Below are 22,125 nucleotides of genomic sequence, written 5' to 3' on the forward strand. Positions count from 1 at the left end.
AATGAAAGGATAGACCTGTTATGCTGAAAGAACGGATCGAGTTTTTAAGCAAACGAAAACAAATCTCACGTAAAGACCTCGTAGAAGGTCTGGTTACGCAGGCACATTTCGCAAACATCCTTGCAGAGCGTTATCCACTGCCCGAAGATTTGGCCGAGAGTATTGCAGAGCGCTTGGGTGTAAGCTCCTCCTATCTATTGCGGACAGCAGTCCAGGATGAACAGACATTGGCACGAGCAGAAGCGATCTTTGTACAGATGTCGGTTCCAGCCTCGACGATCCCGGAGGAAACGGTACATGCTTTGGAGGATCGGGATGATTCGCTTACGGTGGAACTGACGACTGCTTTAATGAAGGCCGTCTACTATCAGCAGTTAAATGACGCCGCTGCGCATGAATACATACATACATCGTATCTGAATTTTTATTTGGAGAAGTATGGCCGCCCGGATGACGTGCAGCTACCTGGGCCGCTTACCAAAGCTTTGCTATTTTACAAAATCCAATATTATCGATCCAAGCAGGCGTTTGTGGACGTGCTCACTCATGTGACAAGACTGAGCGCCCTGACGGAGCCGGGAAGCGAGCTATGGCTGTCGATCCAGAATATTCAGATGGAGGCTTATATCCATACCCGGCATTACGAGGAGGCGAAGCGCACATTTGAGCAGACGATGAAACATGTGTATGATCAGCGGTTGTTTCATCGTTTGTCCAGTCTGTATGTAGCATACAGCGGGTATTGCTTTACGATGGGACTGTTGCAGGAAGCTTTGTCCGCATTGTCGATGGCTGAGGCGAATCTGGTCTACGCCGGGAATCATGGAGATTTGGTTACAGCCATTGCGAACAATCGAATTGTCATGTTGACGATGTCAGGAGAGTTAGATCAGGCACAGACTGAGATTGAGCGATTCGAAAACCTGCTCGAGGCAGAAACGAAGGAGACACGGCAGGCGATGAAGCCGTTGCTTTTGGTGTATCGCTGTGAGGTTGCCTCCGCCCGGAAAAGTTGGGGCATGCTGGCGCAAAGTGTGGATCAACTGTTAAGTTGTGCTGTCACAGAGGATCAGCGAATGAACGCGGTTTTTTATCAAAGTCAGCTGGCGCTGGCACACGGAGAACAGGACACATTTTTAACTCAAGCTCAGGCTTGTCTGCCATATTTTGAGTCTGTGCAACAGTCGCTACGTTTGGAATCCCTATATGAAGGCTTGGCTGTGGTGAGTGAGGATCAGCGGCGGTACAAAGAGGCGGCAGGTTATTATCGCAAGCTGGTGTATTTGCTACGGAGAACGAAGTAAAGGTTAGGTTTGGAAGGCTGCTGGGGCAAGGCAGGTTCATTTCTAACGATCACCAGCGACGTTATTTCGGCGAATTTCAACGTTTTTATTTTCTAGCGATCACAGGTGGAGCTTATTTGGTGAAATCACTGTCAAAATGGACGTTTATCTTGGTTTTTCAGTGAGATAAGCTCTCTGGTGATCGTTACAATTTCAGAAAGGACTATTTTGCTTAAATAAGCTTATCTGAGATCGTTAGAGCAAACACCTGTGTTGAAACACTTCAACTTATCAGGAAAAGTCTTAGGTGTGGAAGATATGTTGTAAGTGCGTCTTTTGCAGGGATGTGTGCTGTGAGTGCATCATGAATGTGCGATGTTTGCTACATAAGTATCTTTAATAAAGCTAAGCTACAAAGTGTGCATTTGTAAAAAAAGTAGGCATTTGACCAAATTTGACCACTCTGAGTAACTGTAATCAGAGCCAAGTAGCGGACAAATTCAACAAAAATAAATGGTTTAATCCTCATTGAGTTGGTTAGAACAACGTTTTTATTGGGAAAAAGCAAGCATAGCTACAAATAAATCGATGGAATCTCGTCTCTAGTAGGACATTTCCCCGGTTCTTTTGTATGTGTCCAGATCCGTATTCATACGGGCTATGTTGTGTTTATAATTAATCATACCCAATAAAAAACAAATGAGGTGTTCGATATGATGGGATGGTTTACACGTAAAAACAAACAGGAAGATGCTGTTGCCAAAGCAGATCGCGTAATGAACAAAGGGCTTACGGGCATGATGATGAAAGGATTCGTACCAAAGGAACATCGGGATGCCATCAACCAAAGTTTGGACTCGGCTAAGCAGGCACAATTGGCTGCAAGCGGATCGTTGCCTCTGACAGCAACTGGAACCGTGATCAGTATAACGGATACGGGAAAATTAATTAATTTTGATCCCATTGTGGTGCTCGTACTTGAAGTCAGTGAAACGGGTGGTCGCACGTACCAACGCACGATGGAAACACTTGTATCCAAGCTGCAGATTCCGCGTGTAGGTGATCGTGTCGGTTTGGGACAGCATCCGGCGAACCCTTCTGAACTGATTTATATGGGACTTCTTTCGGTTTAGGTGGATTCATAGCGATGTTAATGAAACTATTTTAAATTAGGGAATAATTCAATTATTAGTTTGTTTGTTACAGATAACAACGAAAAGGTAACATACAAACCAAAGATATAACAAAAGATATAACATAGTAAAAAGATTTATACAGCATAAATTAGATAGATAGGGTGATAGAGATGAGTCGTTTTTTTAGAGTAATTGGCTTACTGATGGTACTTGGGACAGGGTTTTCTCCAATCATAGCTCAGTGGCTGTGGGATGATCCGTTTATAGCGATGCAGTCGTGGTGGTTTAAACCGATACTTTTTGGTGGCATTGGTCTAATGGTTATTTCGTCGATCTTCGGTACGAGTCTGGGGCAACGTAAGATTAAAACAGGATTACCAGCAGTTGGTGTGATCCAAAGCATTCAGCAGACGGGCACCTATATTAATGAACAGCCGGAAGTGAAAATGATGCTGAAGGTGTCTCGTCAAGGCCGGGAAACGTATGATACAGAATTAAGAACCATTGTTCCTTTGACTTCGCTGTCCCAGTTTCAGCCGGGAGCAATCATTCCGCTTGTCGTATCCGAGAAAGATGAGCGCAAAGTCGGGCTGGATCACCATGGGATGGTGTCGCAAGAGCATATGCAGCAACTGTTGAATGAAAAGATGATGCAACAAGGTATAGCACCGGAGATGGTTGATATTGCGCGAACAGGAGAGAAGGGGCTGGCTAAAATTCTGGACGTTACCCCTATGGGAAGTGGACAGAATGGCAACATCAAGCTACAGCTTAAACTGAGTATTACGAAACCAAATGGTGAAACCTTTGAGGTGATTACGCAAAAAGAAATACTGCCCTCTGCGATGTCGCAGGTTCAGCAGGGACATATCATTAACGTATTTTATTCGCCGCAGGACCCTTCCAAGGTGGTTCTTGCTCTTCAGGTGCAGGAGCAGCAACTGAATCAACTCTTCTCGTCCTAAGCTTCACGCTAAGAAGCTATCAATAGGAAACGATAGCGGTTATCCGGTTCATAAAGAAGGGAATAGAGTTATATATTCAAGCGCCCTCCCCAAGTCAAAGTAGACGAAGAACGGGGAGGGTGTTTTTTATTTATATCCCTACAATTAAGTTAGGAACGAGTGCTTGAAGGAGAGCGCATCAGCATTTCTCGGAAAGATTGAAAAAGAGGCTGTGCGTGGTGTTCAATCTGCTCCCGGCTGGCCGGTCTATCTTCTGTTAATATATCATGATCGAACCATACGACAGCATAATCATTGTCATCATTTGGGTTACACGTCCTCGTATCCCAGCAGACAGGCCCTGCATGATCTTCATAGGAGGCAAATGGAATATATCCCGCCTTAATGAGTGATTCCCATGATGACCAGAGGTTACGTAATTCCCTTAGAGGATAGTCAGAAGGTAGATTCGGTAATTCGATCATAACCCCTTCATAACGAAGATAGACATCCAGAACGTATCGGCTACTTAGATAGGCCATATAGAGCGGAGGCAGAGAGAACGATGAGCTATACGTATCCGAACCAGGCCTAATATAACTAGCAATTAATTCATCAATCTGATCTACCGTAACCCCCGAGTCCAGCATTCTCCAGCGAACCCATCCTTCTTCATCAACCTCACCAACCTGCATATCCGAAGGCACGCCATAGTCTTCTTCTTCCATTTTGGCCGGATGAGACATTAGAATATCCCGGTGAGGAGAATCGAAATATGTGTCAAGCCAGCTTTTGATGAAATGTCGATCTCGTTCCAGCACTTCTTTGTTAATCAAAGTGGTCACAACCCTTCAAGATCAGTAATCCTTATATTTTTATATTCTTATATCCTGATATGTTTTTAATTTAAATAATGCCGATTCGCATGCGATAGGAGAACAGCACTTCTTTTGATTTTCCGTCAAAAACCAGTTCGGCCTGGCGTCTGAAGTCGTCTGCCATGTCATTCAATTCTGTGGCGCCCAGTTTCAGAGCTGTCTGGAGTCCGCCTTGGCTAAGAGCCAGGTTGGCATAACGCTCAGCTGTGAATGTCTCCTGATGATGGAACATAATTTCCCGGCTGTAACGGAACAGCCCGGATTGCTGGATCTGCTGTAAATGGCCTTCTTTGCTCCATTTATGTGCTTGTTGCTCTGTACTCGATAGACGTGAGGCGAGTTCATCCGCTGTACTCACCAGTTGCCGGTATGCTACTTCAAGTTGCCAGTCTAATACAGGCGGCCAGTCACAGTCGTAGGCAGCAAAAATACCGCCTGGACGCAGTACCCGTGCGAACTCGCGTAAGGTGGATTCCGGCTCCATCCAGTGAAACGACTGGGAGCAGGTTAAAATATCTACACTATCATCCGGCAGGCCGAGGTCATGGGACATTCCCGCCGCAAAGCGAAGCTGATCCGGTTTGCCTGCAGCTTCCCATTTCGCAATGCCAACGGAGCGCATATCCTCGCTAGGTTCCACGCCGATTACTCGCTCAGCATAATCCAGCCAGATCCAGGTGGATAAACCTGTACCACAACCGACATCAGCCACGAAGCGTGGTCTTTTGCCCAGATAATGAGTCAAAATATCGACGACTTCGCGGGGAGCAGCGGGTCTGTTTTGATCATACAGTGTGCCAAATCCTTTAAAGCGTTCTACGTTATTGTGTCTGATCTGCTGATTCATGTATGTCCTCCCAACATCGCTAAATTCCTGTCGATCCTAATTTAAAATGAAATGGTATAGATGCATACTATATTGTACCATCATCCTTGGTTTTGTGCCCATCATCTTCCAGTAAAAGCGCGACGGCCTCTTGATGTCTGCGAAGTAACTCTTTGCGTACCGTCAAAGGTGAGATCACCTTTATTTTTGAGCCAAAGGACAGTAAGAATGAATAAAGCTGTTCACCCTCATCAATTGGAATAGAAACCCTTAGTTTCCCATCCGCTTCTTGCTGAATAATGGCGGGATCCAGCAGATCGTAAACACGATAAGCGATCGTTTGTTCAAACAGAAGTTCGATCGGAGTCTGTTTCTCAGACGGTTGGTTAGACTGTATCTTGATGTCTTGGTTTTCTCCGTGATAAGGTTCTTCTTTAACTCGATCTCCCTCCCCTGTCGATGGCCGAGTATGCTCATATGCGCCGGGCACAAAGCGAAGTTTCGTGATCCGTTTGATTTTGTACGTGACGAAGGTGTCGGGCGAATTGGATGTCATAGGCTGGGGTTGCTTTAGACCCTTGAAGTACCATGTATTGTTTTTAAAAATAAGCTTCACCGGCAGCGCCGTTTCCTCACTCGCTTCTCCATTGGAATCAATATAGTGAAATGCGAGCAGTTGACTGGCGAATATCGCCTGTTTCACCTGATTAAACAGTTGCATTTCTTGCTCGGGAATACTACTCCACGGGGAGTACTCGAATTCAATCCAGTCCAGTTTATGATCAAAAAGGGTTGTTAACCTGCCCAGCATCCGGGCACTATTCAGATGTGGAATGGCGCTGACGCTGTACAAGCCCAGCAAAATTTCATTCTGTTCATCCTCGCTCAGCAGTGACTTGTCCATGACATAGTGATCCATCAGATGAATGCCGCCGTGTTTGCCCGTTGTTGTATAGACGGGGATACCTGCCGCACTCAGGCGGTCAATGTCCCGGTATACGGTGCGAACCGAGATTTCGAACAGGCGCGCAAGCTCCGGGGCGGTCGTTTTCTTTTTTTCCAGCAACAGCAACAACATTCGGAATAATCGGTTATGTTCCATGACCAAATTATATCATGACAACCCTTGTCAGGGTATAAGTGCTACACTTGGACTATAACGTTATAGTTCTCAGCGTATTTCAGTGGATTAAAGATCTCAGACGTGCTCTAGCAGCAGTCTACATTAGAGGAGGAACACATCATGAAAATGAAGGATGGATTCTTTTGGGGCGGCGCAACGGCTGCCAATCAGTTTGAAGGCGGATGGAACAAGGACGGCAAAGGGCCGAGCACATCGGATATGATGACAGGCGGAACGCATACCACGCCGCGCCGAATTACACCTGTACTTGAAGAAGGCACGTATTATCCGAGCCATGAAGCGGTTGATTTTTATGGACATTATAAAGAAGACATTGCGATGATGGCCGAGATGGGTTTCAAAATGTTCCGCATGTCGATCAACTGGTCTCGCATCTATCCGAACGGTGACGATCTGGAGCCAAACGAAGAAGGTTTGAAGTTCTACGATAACGTCTTTGCCGAGTTAAAAAAACATAACATTGAGCCTTTGGTGACGATCTCTCACTACGAGACACCGTTTGGCCTGACACAAAAATATAACGGCTGGGCTTCTCGCGAAGTGATCGAGTTTTACATCCGCTATTGTACAACCCTGTTCAACCGTTATAAGGATCAGGTAAAATACTGGCTGACCTTTAATGAAATTAACTGTCTGACGATGCCGCTTGGTGCCTATATGGCAGGCGGATTGTTGTTTGAAGGCAAAGAAACATTGACGGACGGAGTAGATCAGCCACAGACCCGTTTCCAGGCGCTTCACCATCAATTTGTGGCCAGTGCCAAAGCGGTGAAGCTGGGGCACGAGATCAACCCGGATTTCAAAATCGGCTGTATGGTTGCTTTCATGACAACATATCCGAATACGTGTAACCCTGACGATATTTTACTTGCGCAGAAGAAAGATCAGCTGTCCAACATGATCTGTGGGGACGTACAGGTTCGGGGAGCATACCCAGGATTTGCAAAACGCTTTTTCGCAGAAGAAGGCATCGAAATTCAAATGCAATCGGAAGATGAGCAGACGCTGCGCGAAGGCTGTGTAGATTTCTACTCCTTCAGTTATTACATGTCTCTCGTGGAAAGTGCAGATACATCACTGGATCGAGCAGAGGGTAATCTGCTTGGCGGGATCAAAAATCCATATCTTGAAGCCTCCGATTGGGGCTGGCAGATCGATCCAAAAGGACTGCGTTACACGCTGAACCATCTCTATGACCGTTATCAAATTCCTTTGATGGTTGTGGAAAACGGTCTCGGTGCTGTCGATGTCGTGGAAGAAGACGGTTCCATTCAGGATGACTACCGGATTGATTATCTGAAAGGTCACATTGAGCAGATGAAAGAAGCGGTTGCGGACGGCGTAGACCTGATTGCGTATACGATGTGGGGCTGTATTGACCTTGTAAGTGCTTCGACTGGTGAGATGAAAAAACGTTACGGTTTCATTCATGTCAACAAAGATAATGATGGCAACGGTGATTTGAGCCGCACACCGAAGAAAAGCTTCTACTGGTACAAAGATGTGATTGCTTCCAATGGAGAGAAATTGTAATCAAAAAGATAACAAAACCCCAACGATCTTTCGGTCGTTGGGGTTTTTGCGATGATGCATGTAAACATGCGATTAGGCGAAGCGTCTGGCCTGTAATTCAGACATCCGCTGCAAATAACGTCTATAGAACCAGATACAGGTGAATAACCAGCATCCGCTCAGAAAGTAACCGCCAACGACGTCACTAGGATAATGCACGCCCAGATAGATCCGGCTGATACCGATCATCAGGATAAATGCACCACTGGCTGCTATCATACATACACGCCCGGTAAAGGTCGGGATATGCTTCCAGATCAGAAAAGCAAGTCCGCCATAAAGGCTGAACGCCGCCATGGAATGTCCGCTGGGGAAGCTGTACCCGCTCACTTCGATAATGCGGTTAATGGTTGGGCGAGCGCGTTGAAAGATCAGCTTGATCACGGCATTCAGCAGAGTAGAGCCTGCAAGCACGATGGCAAGAAAGAGCAGTTCGCGTTTGTGGCGTAGGAAAACATAGAGGATCAGCATGACAATGACCGTAATGACAACGACCTGAAGCTCGCTGCCAATCCAAGTGAAAAATTGCATAAATCGGGTCATGCCAGGTGATTCCATGCCTTGGATCAAGTCGATAAGTACAGCATCAAAGCGATGAATCTGGTTATCGCTGATGGACAGTGCAATGCTGATAAAAGCGATCAGGCATAATGCTGCGACCAGCAGCGGAATGGATATTTTTTTCGTCAAATTGTGCATCAAATGTCGAGTTCCTCCGTGAATAAGTATATACATAACCTTTTTAACATAGTGTTAACATTCTACTATAAAACAAACAAAAACGAAAATGGAGACGTTCATAAGATAAGAGTGGCTTCAAGATAACTCAAAGGGGGTCTGTAAGGATGAGGAGAATGGTAGCGACCGTTTTAGTTCTATTGTTATTTGCAGCCAATGTGATCGTTTGGCCGGGGGAGCGGGCATACGCATGCAGCTGTGTGGAATCCAGTGTCAAGGAGAAACTGAAAACAAATGCCGCGGTATTTACGGGAAAAGTAGTCGAGATCGGAGGTGGCTCCATATTCAGCAGTGAGCGATATAAGAAGTACACGCTGGATGTGGACACGGCCTGGAAAGGCGTAGATGCAAAAAAGATGACGATTTTGATCAATGATTTGGGCGAGGAGTCCTGTGGAACAACATTAGTGAAGGAGCGATCCTATCTGATCTTTGCTAATCAGGATGATAAGGATGGCAAATTATACAGCAGTCTGTGCAGCGGCAATCTTCAGATTGAACAGGCTGGAGAGGCAATCAATATGTTGGGTAAGGGCACTCCTGCAAGCTCAGATGATTTCAGGAACGGTAGCGGTTATCGCGATCCGTGGATGATCTTCCTATATGGTGGAGGTGCAGTTGTGATACTTACGCTAGCGGGTGGTTGGCTGTGGAGAAGGAAACAGCGGAGAGCATAATATCTATGGTGGGATCGTCTGTATCGATATCATAGAAGAGTTGTATGTGATATATAGAAGGTGTGTATGAGAGCGGCCAAATGAAGGAACAAGAGCTACAGTGAACGCATCGTGCAGTGGAATTTATCTGACGAAACATCCCCTTATGGACGTGGGCATGCTCCTTAAGGGGATGTTGATTTTTTAGCAGTGTTTTTGATTTCGGTTGGTGATGAGCATCCAATCCGAGGTGCTGTAGCTCCATACTAACGCTGGAGCTGTAACATATAATCATGCGCAGTTACGCCAAAGACCCGTTTGAAATGTCTGTTCAGATGGGTCAGATCGACAAAGCCACAGTCAGCCACGGCGGTATAGATGTCTTTATGTTTTTCAAGCGATTGACGGGCATGCTCGACCTTGCAGTTCAGGAAAAATTGATAGGGTGAAATGCCGGCATGGGCTTTGAATTCACGGATAAATTGAAACTTCGACAAGCCAAATTCAGCCGATAGATCATCCAGTTTCAGTACGTCTGCGGTGCTGCAAAACATCATTTCTTTTGCTTTGCGAACAAGACTGTCCTGAGGTTTCCAGAGTCTTGCAGGCTGTTCCTCCTGAGCGAGCATATGCACCAGATCAAACAGCCGGGTGCTGCACTCGGCTTCGTCCTGTCTATGCTGCACGGCATCGTTCAGCATTAGAATGCTTCGGGCAAGCTTCGGATCATAGACGATGGGGCTGCTGAAGCGCAGTTCTTTTTTGCCCAAAATCTGCTCGACGAACTCGGGTTTCAGGTAAAGCATCACATAATCAATACCCTCTTTATCATAGGAGCTTCCATCATGTAATTGCTCGCGGTTAAACAGCATGACGCCGTTCGGATGTGAAGCCTGATAATGACCATCGAGATGATATTGCTGAATACCGCGCAGCGTTACGCCTACAGCATATTCCTCATGGCAATGCTTTTTATAAGTAAAATCGGTGAAGCTGGCGGATAGGGCCAGCACGTCTTCTGATCTTTTGTAGCTAAACTGTTCCATACCGCGCACCTCCGCAGATTAAGTAAGTCGTTAGATCAGACCTGACACAATAATGGCTGAGTATATCAGAAAAAGAGCCATCAGCATACTACATGTTCGCTGGTAACGATTCAGCAAGGATCGAAAGATCGTGCCGAACACCACCCAGCTGGAGTAAGCCAGAAAACCAATACACGTAATCAGCATAACATAGAAGAACGCAGACCATGATTCTGCAGCGACGTAAGGAAGTACATAAGCTGGAATGACGGTGAAGGTAAACAGCACCACCTTGGGATTCACAAATTGCATCATTACACCGTTCCAAAAGCCTAATATGGCCTGAGGAGCGGCTTCAGTAGAGCCCATTCGATAGACCTGATAAGCAAGGTATAGCATGTAAATGCCGCCGATGATCTGCATGACTTGCAAGATGCCTGGCAAGATGTCAGCGAGAAGCTGATTTAGAAAAGCAGACGCAGTCAGCAACAGACCGAAAGCTAAGGTAGCTCCCCAGACATAGGGCATGGTGCGGCGTGCGCCTACTTTTTGTGTGGAGGAGAGAATGACAATATTGCTGGGGCCAGGTGTAAATGTGACAACGATGCAGTAGATTAAAAAGGTTAGTATATTCATCTTGCGCTCCTTTTCGATGCTATCTAATTTGAACCAAAGATTTTACACAGTCCACTCCGATGACAGAATAACCTGGAGAATAGCGGTTATCCCCAGATTTTTTTGATACCCTTATACAAAGGGAAAAATCCGGTGATAAAGGCGAGGCATATGCCTCCGATGAAGCTTTCTTTCAGAAAGCTTTAAGCTCCGCTTTTCCAGGTTTTTTCTGTCCTCTCCGTTAATGTGTAAAAAAGTAGCTCAAATAAGATAGAGGATTATTGTCGTAATCATAAGGCGGAGCAGACCATAGCTATAGTACATTATTGCAGCAGAGCTGGAGGTCGTAATTAGGTAAGGTCTCTTGGAAAATGGTTATTCCAATAAGTCGAACTATTTTTTACACTTTAACAGAAAGGTTCCCTTTTTGAATGATTGCGTTTACAATCGATAACGGAGTGAGGGTGTACAAATAGACATAGACCACTTGAGGAAGTGAATACAATGAAGAAAATGCTACTGATCTACATTGTGCTGATAGCGGCGTTTGCCCTGTATGTATTGAGATTTGAATATACCAGTCAGGTGAACAACTCGTGGGAAAACCGCGGCCTGCGCGGTGATCTGGGTGAGACGTACATGATGATTACGTTCCAGTCGGGTCTGGAATATTGGAAGAGTCCGCTGAAAGGTTTTGAGGATGCCGCGGATGCGCTTGGCGTGACTGTCGAGTATCGCGGAGCTACACGGTATGATGCGAAGGAGCAGACGACCGTGATTGAGCAGGCCATTGCACGTAAACCTGCGGGCATTGCCATATCGGCGATTGATCCGAAATCATTAATACCAGCGATCAATAAAGCTGTGGAAGCGGATATTCCTGTAGTTCTGTTCGATGCAGATGCACCAGGGAGTCAGGCGTATTCTTTTTTGGGAACGGATAATTATAAGGCAGGCGTAACGGCAGCGGATAAAATGGCCGAGCTGCTCGGTCGTGAAGGAGAAGTCGCTGTATTAACGTCGCCGGGACAACAGAATCATGAGGAACGAACAAAAGGATTCAGCGAAACGATTCAGCAGCGATACCCCAATATGCAGGTCGTTGAAATCGCGGATGGACATGGAGATACGTTGAAATCCCGGGATGAAACGATCCGGATGATGAAGGCACATCCAAAGCTGGCGGGTATATTTGTCACCGAGGCAACGGGAGGCGCCGGAGCTGGGGAAGCGGTGCAAAATGCAAATCCAGGCAATGGTCAGAAGCTGCACATCATTTCTTTTGACACAAATAAAGCAACACTCGACCTGATTCAAAATGGCACAATATCCGCTACGATTGCACAAGGGACCTGGAACATGGGATATTGGTCGCTCCAATACCTGTTCCATCTGCACCATCACTTGACCGTGCCTGCACCTTCGCCTTCAGGGGAAAACGCACCGCTGCCTGTAACGGTAGATACGGGGATTTCGGTCGTGACACGTTTGAATGTGGATGATTATTATGCCAAATAAACAGAGAACATGGCGCTCTGAGCTTGTAAACGGTGTCCGCCGCCTGCGTCTGCGTAACATGCCGCTACGATACCAGTTGATGCTTCTATTTCTGCTTTTCGCCATCGTGCCGTCCGTCGGTTTGGGTCTGCTCGTGAATTGGACGGTAGAACGAGTAGTGGAGCGACAGGTAGAGGGGCATACGATGCAGCTGATTGGCAAGGTCAATGAAGCGTTGAATACCAAGATGGAGAACTTGCAAAATATGACCTATCTGATTGCGTTTGAACCAGACGTCAATGCTTTCATGGACGAGAAGGTCGGCGGGGACGGGAACACACGTGAACGTGAACGCGTCGAAAGACAAGCCAGCAAAGCGGATACGGAATCTGAGCAGAACCGCTTGTATGGCATCAAACAGACTTTGCAAGGATTCACAACGTTGTACCCGGAAATTGCGGGCATCGTGCTTGTGAACGGTAGCGGTGATTATATAAGCAATGAGATGTACCCTCGAACGGAGCAACGTCTGACCGAGGAGAATTGGTATCGGAAGGCTGCAATGCAACCAGGAATTTTCACGGTACTGGGTCAGCCGCGGGAGCGCAACATGACCACCCATGTCCGGTATAAGGATGATGAGATTGTATCGGTCGCCCGCTCTGTCACGGATGAAACGACCGGGCACGTAAAGGGAGCTGTACTAATTGACCTCAAGCTGAGGTCCGTTTCACAGGCGGCTCGTAATGTAACACTTGGAAAATCCGGGTATGTCATGGTCACCGATGTCGAAGGGCAAAGTGTGTACAAACCGGAGCATCCGCTCATTGAACATATTCCGGCGAGTTGGTTTGCTTCGGGAGAGGGCGGAACGTTTACGAAAGATGTGGATGGCGAAGCGTTATTATTCATGTATCAGTCATCTACCTTTACGGGCTGGAGAACAGTCGGGGTGTTCCCGACCAAAGAGTCGATCTCCGAGGTGAGACAGATTCAGTTTTATGTGGTCAGTTTTGTCTTTGTAGTGTGTTTGTTTGGTCTGAGTGCATCCTTGTGGTTCTCCCGTTCGATTGCCCAGCCGATATTCCGATTAATGTCTTATATGCGCAGAGCCGAAACGGGCAATCTCAATGCAGGCCGCTGGAGTGATCGTGCCGATGAGATCGGTATGCTGGGAAATAGTTTTAATCGAATGCTGAGTCAGATTCGTCAGCTGATTTCGCTGAATGAGCTGAGGGAGCGGCAGAAACGGGATGCGGAGATGCGCAGCTTGCAGGAGCATATCAAGCCTCATTTTTTATATAATACGCTGGATACGATTCACTGGATGGCTCGAAAAGAAGGTGCCGACGGTGTGTCCAATATGGTTGGGGCACTGTCCCGTCTGTTCCGAATCGGACTCAGTAAGGGACAAGATTATATCCCGCTGCACTCCGAGCTGGAGCATATTAGCAGTTACCTGCAGATTCAGCAGACCAGATATCGGGATCGTCTTGGTTACACCATCCATGTCCCGGAAGAATTGCAGAACTTGTATGTGCTGAAGCTGTTACTCCAGCCTTTGGTGGAAAATGCGATATACCATGGCATTAAGGGTAGACGTGGCCCAGGTCATATTGTCATAGAAGCGAATGTGGAGCAGGGGCGGCTACATCTGACAATTAAGGACGACGGAGCCGGAATGAGCGAAGAACGACTGGCGGAGATGCTGCAGCTGCTGGATATGCCGATGGAGAGTCTGGAATCGACTTCACCGGAGTGGACGGGTAAAAGTTACGGGATGCTGAACGTACAGGCACGATTAAGATTATCATTTGGCAGTGACTATGGGATTTTGCTGGACAGCAGACAGGGAGAGGGAACCCGCGTTACGCTTGTTCATCCACTGATGCGGGAACTGCCTGTAACAATACCTCCCCGGGTTGAGTACCGAGATAACCAAGATCGACAAGAGAAGGAGTGAAGAAGACTGTGGATTATACAGTGACACCGGTCAATGCCAATGCGGCGGATAACCTGTACCGAGTGCTGATTGCCGACGATGAACCGATTATTCGAGAAGGAATCCGGGAGGCCATGGATTGGGCTGCACTTGGCATGGAGGTTGTCGGTGAAGCCGAGGACGGTGAGGAAGCACTTGAACGGGCGGTTGAGTTAAATGTACATGTCGTGCTGGTCGATATGAATATGCCGTTTCTGAATGGCATTGGACTGATCCGTGCTTTACAGGAACAGTGTCCAGGAGTTCGTTATCTGATCATATCCGGGCATGATGAGTTCGCTTATGCCCAGGAAGCCGTTCGTCTCGGGGTCGAGGATTACATCCTGAAGCCTGTACAAGCAGACCAGTTGAGAGCTGCTCTGGAGCGGTTACGTCAACGGCTGGATGAGGAGCATCAGCGGACAGCATATGTCAGACAGGCGGCAGAGCAGATTGAACGAAATATTCCGCTGCTTCGCCAGCGATTTTGTCAGGAGTGGATGGAAGGACAGGCAGGTGGTAAAAGTCTGATGGAACAGCTTGCTTTTCTACATCTGCCGTCTGTATCTCCTGTGCAAGTTGGTGTGGTGCGCTGGCCTGCTGCCGAGGCGCGTCAGACTATACTGAGGGAGAATGATCGTCAACTGTTCCTGTTTGCCATGGAAAATATCATATCAGAACTGCTCGGAGATCATCCGCATGTGCTCTTCCGTGATGCCAGCAGCGTGATCGGGATTTGTCTGTGGCAGGAGACCCCTGAGGAGATTGCACTCCTGCTGGAGCAGCAGATTAGTGCTTGTCTGAACATCGCTGTTCATGCCCATGTCGAACCTCATAGGGGGACGCTGGAAGAGGTGCCGGGTACGTATCGGCATTGCCGTGAACAGGTATATGAAGAAGTGAAGCTCTCTCCGCTCGTTCGCAGGGCGCGACAATTAATTCAGGAGGAGTACGCAGAACGGGAGTTGACGCTGGAATCGCTGGCGTCCCGTTTGCAGGTGTCGGCAGTATATCTCAGTCGTGTGTTAAAAAAAGAGTTGAACGACTCGTTTGTTACTCTTGTCACTCATGCCCGTATTCGTAAAGCTGCACAGTTGCTGGACTCTACGTCGCTCCCGATCCATACAATCGCTGAACGCGTAGGGTATGATACACAGCACTATTTCAGCACAGCGTTCAAAAAAACGATGGGCATCTCACCTGCCCAATATCGCAAGAACGGCGGAACAGACAGTTCCACAGCAGGCTCTTTGTAGATTTCGAAGCATCATCGGATGTATGGATATCAGAGGTTACAAGCAAACCCACCGCGTAAAAGGTTAATCGCCTGTGGTGGGTTTTTCGTTGTGTGCTTCCATCAAAAGTTAAATTTTTATAAAAAAGGTTCAAAACGTGCAAAGACCTTGCTGGCTGTGAAATGCTACCATGAGATGCAGAGAAGGACGATAAGTTAGACGATACTCTAAGAGTTGTAAGCGTTATCTTAAGATTCCAACTGAACGCGATGACGTGAGGAAAGGGGAACTTCATATGAAAAAAGGAGCAATACTCATCTGGCTTCTGGTGATGTCCTTCATGCTCTCGGCCTGTAATCTGGCTGAAAGTGATGTGGGAAGCAAGGAGAAAGGATATGTCGGCATATCCATGCCTACCAAATCGTCGGAACGCTGGGTGGGAGACGGAGAGAACATGGTTCGTCTGTTTCAGGAGCAAGGTTACAAAACAGATCTTCAGTACGCCGAAGACGTGGTTGAGAATCAAATCTCCCAGATCGAGAACATGATTACCAAAGGCGTCGATGTCATGGTCATTGCATCTGTAGACGGAAATACGCTGACCGATGTCATCAAGAAGGCACATGATGAAGGCATTCAGGTCATCTCGTATGACCGGCTTATTCGTAACACGCCATATCTGACTTACTATGCTACGTTTGACAACTTTAAAGTCGGGGTGTTGCAAGCCTCCTATATTGAACAGAAGCTGGGGCTTAAGGATGGTAAGGGGCCGTTTAACATTGAGTTGTTTGGCGGATCACCGGATGACAACAATGCATACTTTTTCTTCGACGGTGCAATGTCCGTGCTCAAGCCGTATATCGATTCTGGCAAACTGGTCGTCCGCAGTAAACAGATGACGATGGCGCAAATTGCTACACTGCGCTGGGACGGGGCACTGGCACAAGCACGGATGGATAATCTGCTGAGTGCGTACTATTCAGGCGATAATCTGGATGCGGTGTTATCTCCGTATGACGGAATCAGTATCGGGATTATCTCATCTCTAAAAGGCATTGGCTACGGCAAGCCGAATAAACCGCTTCCGGTTATTACGGGGCAGGATGCGGAACTGGCATCGATCAAGTCCATTGTGGCTGGAGAACAGACACAGACGGTGTTCAAGGACACGCGTAAGCTCGCCGAGAAAACAGTGGAGATGGCCAACAGCATTTTGAAAGGAAAACAAGCAGAGGTGAATGACACGAAGTCGTATAACAACGGATTAATGGTTGTTCCTGCATATCTGCTCGACCCGATCTCTGTAGATCGTACTAACGTGGAAAAAGATATTGTGGGCAGCAAGTATTACACCAAAGAAGAAATAGGCCTGCCGTAAAGTGTGAACAAAGAGATAAAGCGCTCATAAATACGATGCAAAAGATCGGTTTGCCATATCGCATCATTCAAGGAAAGGAGCACATGCCATGACGGACATTATTCTTGAAATGAAGAACATTACCAAAACGTTTCCGGGAGTCAAAGCGCTGGAGAACGTCAACCTGAAAATCCGGGAAGGCGAAATTCATTCCATCTGCGGCGAGAATGGCGCAGGCAAGTCTACGCTGATGAAGGTGCTGAGCGGAGTATATCCGTATGGAAGTTATGAAGGGGATATTTTGTTCCGCGGTAAGACATGTGAGTTCAAAGATATCAAGCAGAGCGAGGATCTGGGCATTGTCATTATTCATCAGGAGCTGGCGCTGATCCCTTATCTCTCCATTGCGGAAAATATATATCTGGGCAATGAACGTGCCAGTAAAGGCATCGTGAATTGGAAGGAAACCTTTGTCGGGACACGTGAACTGCTCGGCAAAGTAGGTCTGAACGAAAATCCGAACACGCTGGTATCCAGCATCGGGGTAGGTAAGCAACAACTTGTTGAAATTGCGAAAGCGCTCTCCAAAAAAGTGCGTCTGCTTATTCTGGATGAGCCCACCGCAGCGTTGAATGAAGACGACAGTGAAAATCTGCTGCAGCTGATGCTCGAATTCAAAAAGCAGGGTATCGCCTGTATTCTCATCTCTCACAAGCTGAACGAGGTATCCAAGGTTTCGGATGCGGTGACGATTCTGAGGGACGGCAAAACGATTGAAACGCTGGATATGAAAAAAGACAACGTCACCGAGGATCGCATCATCAGCGGAATGGTTGGACGGGATCTGACGAGCCGCTACCCTGAACGTCATGCCACCATTGGTGACGTCGTGCTGGAAGTGAAAGACTGGACGGTGTATCACGAGCATCAGGCCGAGCGCAAGGTGCTCGATCAGATCAACATGAACATCAGACGTGGCGAGATCGTAGGGATCGCGGGACTGATGGGAGCAGGGCGTACAGAGCTTGCGATGAGTATTTTCGGCAAATCGTATGGTCGTAACATCTCGGGGCAACTGATCAAGGATGGCAAGCCGATTCAGAATAACAGTGTGACTGAGGCGATTCAGAATGGTTTTGCTTATGTGACGGAGGATCGCAAGGAATATGGCCTCATTTTGATGGATGATATCAAACGCAACATTTCACTCACCGGACTTGGCAAACTGACTCGTAATGCCGTTGTGAACGAGCAGGAGGAAGTGCTGGTTGCGGAAGAGATGAAGAAAAGCATGAACATCAAGGCACCGAACATCCTGCAGAAAACCGGGAATCTGAGCGGAGGTAACCAGCAGAAGGTGGTGCTGAGCAAATGGATTTTTGCCGGGCCGGATATTCTCATTCTGGATGAGCCGACACGCGGGATCGACGTAGGAGCCAAGTTCGAAATTTATACAATCATCCACCGGCTTGCTGCCGAAGGCAAGGGTGTGCTGGTGATTTCATCGGAGCTGCCGGAGGTTCTGGGTCTGTGTGACCGGATCTATGTGATGAATGCCGGACGAATCACGGGTGAAGTCAGCCGGGAACAGGCATCACAGGAAACACTGATGAGATATATGACCAAGTCTGGAGGCGGTAAGCATGGAAACGGTAACTAAACTGTTCAAAAATAATATACGTCAATATGGCATGATCATTGCCCTCGTTGTCATTATGCTTCTATTTGAGGTGTTAACTAGCGGGCTCTTGCTCAAGCCAATTAATATTACGAACCTGATTTTGCAAAATAGTTATATTCTAGTCCTCGCCATTGGGATGGTGCTGGTCATTATCACAGGGCATATCGACTTGTCCGTCGGTTCGATTGCGGCCTTTGTCGGTGCTGTAGCCGCCATCATGATGGTGGATTGGCAGCTTCCAGCTTGGCTCGCAGTCATTGCTTCCCTGCTGGTCGGTGCGCTGATTGGTGCATGGCAGGGCTTCTGGATTGCGTATGTGCGGATACCCGCCTTCATTGTTACGCTCGCCGGTATGTTGCTCTTCCGTGGTCTGACGATGATTGTATTGGAAGGGCAGTCGATATCTCCTTTCCCTGCTGGATTTCAAAAGATCAGCTCCGGTTTCCTGCCAGATGTACAATTTTCGGGCTTGGGTCTGGTGTCCATCATTGTGGGGATTGCGCTCACCATCTGGTACATTGTGAATGAACTGCGGGAACGAGCTTCCCAGCGCAAGTATGGATTTGAAGTAGTATCGCAAGGGCTGTTCCTGCTTAAGCTGATTGTCGTGGCAGCGGTAACGAACCTGTTTACTTTCGTGCTCGCAAGTTATGCGGGTATCCCGAACATTCTGGTGCTCCTGTTTGTGCTAATCGTGGTGTACTCCTTTGTCATGAATCGTACCGTGATGGGACGACATGTGTATGCTCTCGGGGGCAACGAGAAGGCGGCAGGACTGTCGGGGGTCAAAACGAAAAAAGTAACGTTCTGGGTGTTTGTGAACATGGGTACACTTGCAGCTGTATCCGGTCTGATCTTCGCCGCACGTCTGAATGCGGCTACGCCAAGAGCGGGTACGAACTTTGAACTGGATGCTATTGCAGCCTGCTTCATCGGTGGAGCGTCAGCATCAGGCGGAATCGGTACCGTATTTGGCGCGATCATCGGTGGGTTGGTTATGGGTGTGCTGAATAACGGGATGTCCCTCATTGGTCTAGGTATTGACTGGCAACAGGGAATCAAAGGATTGGTACTGCTGCTGGCAGTAGCATTTGATATCTATAACAAAAACAAAAGAGCGGCGTAAATATTGGCATCTGTGTCGTAGCTCACGCCAACAGGTTTATGAAATGCCGCGAATTTGGAATTTGGATTTAGTAAAAAGGCTTGGCGTGTGCCAAGCCTCTTTGTCTTTATTTTTTAACCGCAATCCATAACGTCCATGAGTCCTTCTCTATAATTGGATCAGCAGGGTTCTTTAGTTTGCAGTTAATAAACATAATCAACTCGCTAAGCTCACGGTCTGTTAATTCATGAAGAATCGACCGTCCAGTCCGCTGCGCCAAATCTCTATTTAATGCAGCTATATTCTGATGAACATATCTGGTTTCCCACAGCTGCAATGTTTTAAGGATCACGAATCCATTGGAATCAAGCGATCTCTGGACTTCATGGGCTTCGTGCCGACGGGAACGTTCCAGGCCAATCAATTCAGGATACTTTTCGAAGAAATAACCCCTAATATGATGTTCATCTCCCGGCAATAAGCAATCTTCCGGTGTTCTGTCTTGAATGATGAATACACCATTAGTCTTGAGGATACGCTTAGCTTCTTGAAAACAGCTGCCCAAATCATGCAAATGATGTATGAGCGCTCGTTCCAAAACGATATCAAAAGTGTTATCTGGAAGTCCCGAGTTGTAGGCATTCCCTTGTTGCAATGTGACATTGCTCAAATTCTCACAATGCCGCGCCGCGCCTTTTAGCATCTCATTTGAAAAGTCTACTCCAGTAACCTGTGCTGCCCCTGAGTGTGCTAAAGCTTTGGTGTAAATGCCTCCGCCGCAGCCGATGTCAACAATTTCCTTACCGGCTATGCCTGCATGCTCTTCAATCAAAGATAACCAAGATGCATCGGCAGTTCTGGTCGTGTACGTCATTCTGTTGCGTTTATCATGAAAATTAATGGGCACAAAACTACCTCTTGTTCCATTGTGTGAAACGTAGTTTCAATAAAAGATATATCTTTACGATACCATAATTATCTATATCGTCAAGAGGTGCCAGCTTACATAAATTTCTGAATTAGAGACGGTGTAGTTTAAACGAATCCCTGCACAGTAAGATTTACATCAACGCCCCAATAAAACGGGTGGCGATACCAAAATAGATAAACAGGGACAGAATATCATTTAACGTTGTAATCAACGGGCCGGATGCCACAGCGGGGTCAACTTTGAAACGGCTGAGCAAGAGCGGGATGCATGTGCCTGTCAGTGTACCGATGATTAGCGTGAGAAACAGGGATACACCGATAATCATCCCGAGCAACCAGTCTCCTTGCCAGAAATAAGCAATTACCGTAATTAGCAGACCACAGACAAGACCGATCATCGTACCAACTTTAATCTCTCGTCCAATCAGGGCGAGTACCGTTGACTTGTCCAGCTTGCGTCCGATAAGTCCGCGTACGACGACAGCAAGGGACTGGGTCCCTGTATTTCCCGTCATACCCGCAATCATAGGCATGAAGAACGCAAGAGCCACAACCTGATTCAGCGTATCTTCAAAAAAATCCACAATGCTTCCTGAGATCAAGCCGATCAATAACAGCAAAATAAGCCAAGGCAACCTGCGTCTGACCGCAACGAGCGGTTTGGTATCAAAATCAATATCTTTACCGCCGCCGCCCATTTTGGCGAGGTCTTCGCTGGCCTCATCCATAATGATGTCAATGACGTCATCCATTTGGATGATCCCGCACAGCCTGTTATTCTCATCTACGACCGGAAGTGCGATGAATTCGTAACGCTGGAGCAACTGGGCAGCCTCTTCCTGATCCATATCTACGGTGGCATGAATGACACGTCTGGTCATCAGTTGTTCAACTTTGGTTTTGTCATCGGCCAGAGCAAGCGAGCGATAACTAACGACACCAGCCAGCTTGCCTTCATCGTCAATGACATACAGGTAACTGGAAGGGGAGAGGTGCAGCGTACCCTGTGATTGCTTTAGTGCTTCCTTCGCTGTGTCGTGGGTGGACAACGTGCGATAGCGGTCGGTCATGATCCGTCCGGCAGTCTCTGGGGGATAGCTAAGTACAGAGCGAATGATAGCGGAGTGATCCAGGTTCATGCTGGACAACAATTCTTCCCTGCGTTTCGCGGGCAGATCGTGCATGAAGCGAATGAGATCACTTTTGTCCATCTGCTGCATGACTTCCAGTGTACGCTCTGGCCCGAGTCGTTCAAACAGTTCAGCCTGTTCGTGAAGCTTTAGGTTCTCGGCCAGATCGGCAAGTGTATCCGGTTTAAATAGAAGAAGAAAACGATTCTTCTCTTCTTCAGGGAATTTTTTATAGATGAGTGAAAGATCATAGGGGCGCAGTTCCTTCACGAGTTTGTAGAATTCCGGCAGATTCTGGGACTGTACATGCTGTGTCAGTTGCTGGGTAATCTCATCAACGGAGAGCTCTTTATTGGTTTGAGAATCGTTCATAATGACACTCCTTTCCT

Annotated in this window: 19 protein-coding genes; 11 read left to right on the top strand and 8 right to left on the bottom strand. The window is 47.3% G+C overall.

The annotated features are described in order from the left end of the window. Positions 1-20: 20 nt before the first annotated feature. The 3 genes from ABIE27_RS00655 to ABIE27_RS00665 all read left to right on the top strand — a co-directional run bounded on the left by ABIE27_RS00655 (position 21) and on the right by ABIE27_RS00665 (position 3,384). Positions 21-1,304, top strand: coding sequence for an XRE family transcriptional regulator (locus ABIE27_RS00655; RefSeq protein ID WP_123066379.1), 1,284 nt, complete (start codon positions 21-23; stop codon positions 1,302-1,304). Between the two features lie 692 nt (positions 1,305-1,996). After that, positions 1,997-2,416 (top strand): hypothetical protein, encoded by a 420-nt coding sequence (locus ABIE27_RS00660; RefSeq protein ID WP_192895147.1) that lies wholly within the window; start codon positions 1,997-1,999, stop codon positions 2,414-2,416. A gap of 173 nt (positions 2,417-2,589) precedes the next feature. Beyond that, positions 2,590-3,384: a hypothetical protein gene (locus ABIE27_RS00665; protein WP_123066380.1), complete on the top strand. Its 795-nt coding sequence runs from the start codon at positions 2,590-2,592 to the stop codon at positions 3,382-3,384. Positions 3,385-3,533: 149 nt separating this feature from the next. Here ABIE27_RS00665 and ABIE27_RS00670 read toward each other — a convergent pair whose 3' ends face one another. The 3 genes from ABIE27_RS00670 to ABIE27_RS00680 all read right to left on the bottom strand — a co-directional run bounded on the left by ABIE27_RS00670 (position 3,534) and on the right by ABIE27_RS00680 (position 6,169). Further along, the gene (locus ABIE27_RS00670; protein ID WP_429349677.1) at positions 3,534-4,208 is read right to left on the bottom strand and encodes a hypothetical protein; all 675 of its coding nucleotides are present in this window, start codon (positions 4,206-4,208) and stop codon (positions 3,534-3,536) included. Between the two features lie 61 nt (positions 4,209-4,269). Continuing rightward, the gene (locus tag ABIE27_RS00675; RefSeq protein ID WP_429349678.1) at positions 4,270-5,088 is read right to left on the bottom strand and encodes a class I SAM-dependent methyltransferase; all 819 of its coding nucleotides are present in this window, start codon (positions 5,086-5,088) and stop codon (positions 4,270-4,272) included. Between the two features lie 67 nt (positions 5,089-5,155). Continuing rightward, positions 5,156-6,169, bottom strand: a complete 1,014-nt coding sequence (locus tag ABIE27_RS00680; protein ID WP_429349679.1) for a helix-turn-helix transcriptional regulator — start codon at positions 6,167-6,169, stop codon at positions 5,156-5,158. Between the two features lie 141 nt (positions 6,170-6,310). Between ABIE27_RS00680 and ABIE27_RS00685 the strand changes: the two genes are divergently transcribed. Next, positions 6,311-7,744 carry a glycoside hydrolase family 1 protein gene (locus ABIE27_RS00685; protein ID WP_429349680.1) on the top strand — a complete coding sequence of 478 codons (1,434 nt, stop codon included), beginning with the start codon at positions 6,311-6,313 and terminating at the stop codon, positions 7,742-7,744. A 72-nt stretch (positions 7,745-7,816) separates the two neighbouring features. Here the strand turns inward: ABIE27_RS00685 and ABIE27_RS00690 are convergent, their stop codons facing one another. Next, positions 7,817-8,482, bottom strand: coding sequence for a phosphatase PAP2 family protein (locus ABIE27_RS00690; RefSeq protein ID WP_429349973.1), 666 nt, complete (start codon positions 8,480-8,482; stop codon positions 7,817-7,819). A gap of 146 nt (positions 8,483-8,628) precedes the next feature. Here ABIE27_RS00690 and ABIE27_RS00695 point away from each other — a divergent pair, with 146 nt between their 5' ends. After that, positions 8,629-9,198 (top strand): hypothetical protein, encoded by a 570-nt coding sequence (locus ABIE27_RS00695; protein WP_429349681.1) that lies wholly within the window; start codon positions 8,629-8,631, stop codon positions 9,196-9,198. Positions 9,199-9,443: 245 nt separating this feature from the next. Here ABIE27_RS00695 and ABIE27_RS00700 read toward each other — a convergent pair whose 3' ends face one another. Both ABIE27_RS00700 and ABIE27_RS00705 read right to left on the bottom strand, forming a co-directional pair. Beyond that, the gene (locus ABIE27_RS00700; protein WP_123066386.1) at positions 9,444-10,223 is read right to left on the bottom strand and encodes an AraC family transcriptional regulator; all 780 of its coding nucleotides are present in this window, start codon (positions 10,221-10,223) and stop codon (positions 9,444-9,446) included. Between the two features lie 30 nt (positions 10,224-10,253). Beyond that, the gene (locus ABIE27_RS00705; RefSeq protein ID WP_123066387.1) at positions 10,254-10,838 is read right to left on the bottom strand and encodes a LysE family translocator; all 585 of its coding nucleotides are present in this window, start codon (positions 10,836-10,838) and stop codon (positions 10,254-10,256) included. Positions 10,839-11,321: 483 nt separating this feature from the next. Here ABIE27_RS00705 and ABIE27_RS00710 point away from each other — a divergent pair, with 483 nt between their 5' ends. The 6 genes from ABIE27_RS00710 to mmsB all read left to right on the top strand — a co-directional run bounded on the left by ABIE27_RS00710 (position 11,322) and on the right by mmsB (position 19,697). Further along, positions 11,322-12,335 carry a substrate-binding domain-containing protein gene (locus ABIE27_RS00710; RefSeq protein WP_123066388.1) on the top strand — a complete coding sequence of 338 codons (1,014 nt, stop codon included), beginning with the start codon at positions 11,322-11,324 and terminating at the stop codon, positions 12,333-12,335. Beyond that, positions 12,316-14,277 carry a cache domain-containing sensor histidine kinase gene (locus tag ABIE27_RS00715; RefSeq protein ID WP_123066389.1) on the top strand — a complete coding sequence of 654 codons (1,962 nt, stop codon included), beginning with the start codon at positions 12,316-12,318 and terminating at the stop codon, positions 14,275-14,277. The genes ABIE27_RS00710 and ABIE27_RS00715 overlap by 20 nt, the downstream gene beginning before the upstream one ends. A gap of 8 nt (positions 14,278-14,285) precedes the next feature. Next, complete coding sequence (locus ABIE27_RS00720; protein WP_240037123.1) at positions 14,286-15,551, top strand: response regulator; 1,266 nt, start codon at positions 14,286-14,288, stop codon at positions 15,549-15,551. A 274-nt stretch (positions 15,552-15,825) separates the two neighbouring features. Beyond that, positions 15,826-16,911, top strand: coding sequence for a multiple monosaccharide ABC transporter substrate-binding protein (gene chvE / locus ABIE27_RS00725; RefSeq protein ID WP_429349682.1), 1,086 nt, complete (start codon positions 15,826-15,828; stop codon positions 16,909-16,911). 88 nt (positions 16,912-16,999) lie between these two features. Further along, a complete protein-coding gene (gene mmsA, locus ABIE27_RS00730) occupies positions 17,000-18,550 on the top strand; it encodes a multiple monosaccharide ABC transporter ATP-binding protein (RefSeq protein ID WP_123062815.1) in 1,551 nt (516 codons plus the stop codon). Further along, positions 18,534-19,697 (top strand): multiple monosaccharide ABC transporter permease, encoded by a 1,164-nt coding sequence (mmsB, locus tag ABIE27_RS00735; RefSeq protein ID WP_123062814.1) that lies wholly within the window; start codon positions 18,534-18,536, stop codon positions 19,695-19,697. The genes mmsA and mmsB overlap by 17 nt, the downstream gene beginning before the upstream one ends. Positions 19,698-19,803: 106 nt before the next feature. Here mmsB and ABIE27_RS00740 read toward each other — a convergent pair whose 3' ends face one another. Beyond that, positions 19,804-20,583, bottom strand: a complete 780-nt coding sequence (locus tag ABIE27_RS00740) for a class I SAM-dependent methyltransferase (RefSeq protein WP_123062813.1) — start codon at positions 20,581-20,583, stop codon at positions 19,804-19,806. A gap of 154 nt (positions 20,584-20,737) precedes the next feature. Further along, positions 20,738-22,108, bottom strand: a complete 1,371-nt coding sequence (mgtE, locus tag ABIE27_RS00745) for a magnesium transporter (protein ID WP_123062812.1) — start codon at positions 22,106-22,108, stop codon at positions 20,738-20,740. Positions 22,109-22,125: the final 17 nt, after the last annotated feature.

The organism is Paenibacillus sp. 4624 (genome assembly GCF_050435065.1).
GTDB classification, from domain to species: Bacteria; Bacillota; Bacilli; order Paenibacillales; family Paenibacillaceae; genus Paenibacillus; species Paenibacillus amylolyticus_D.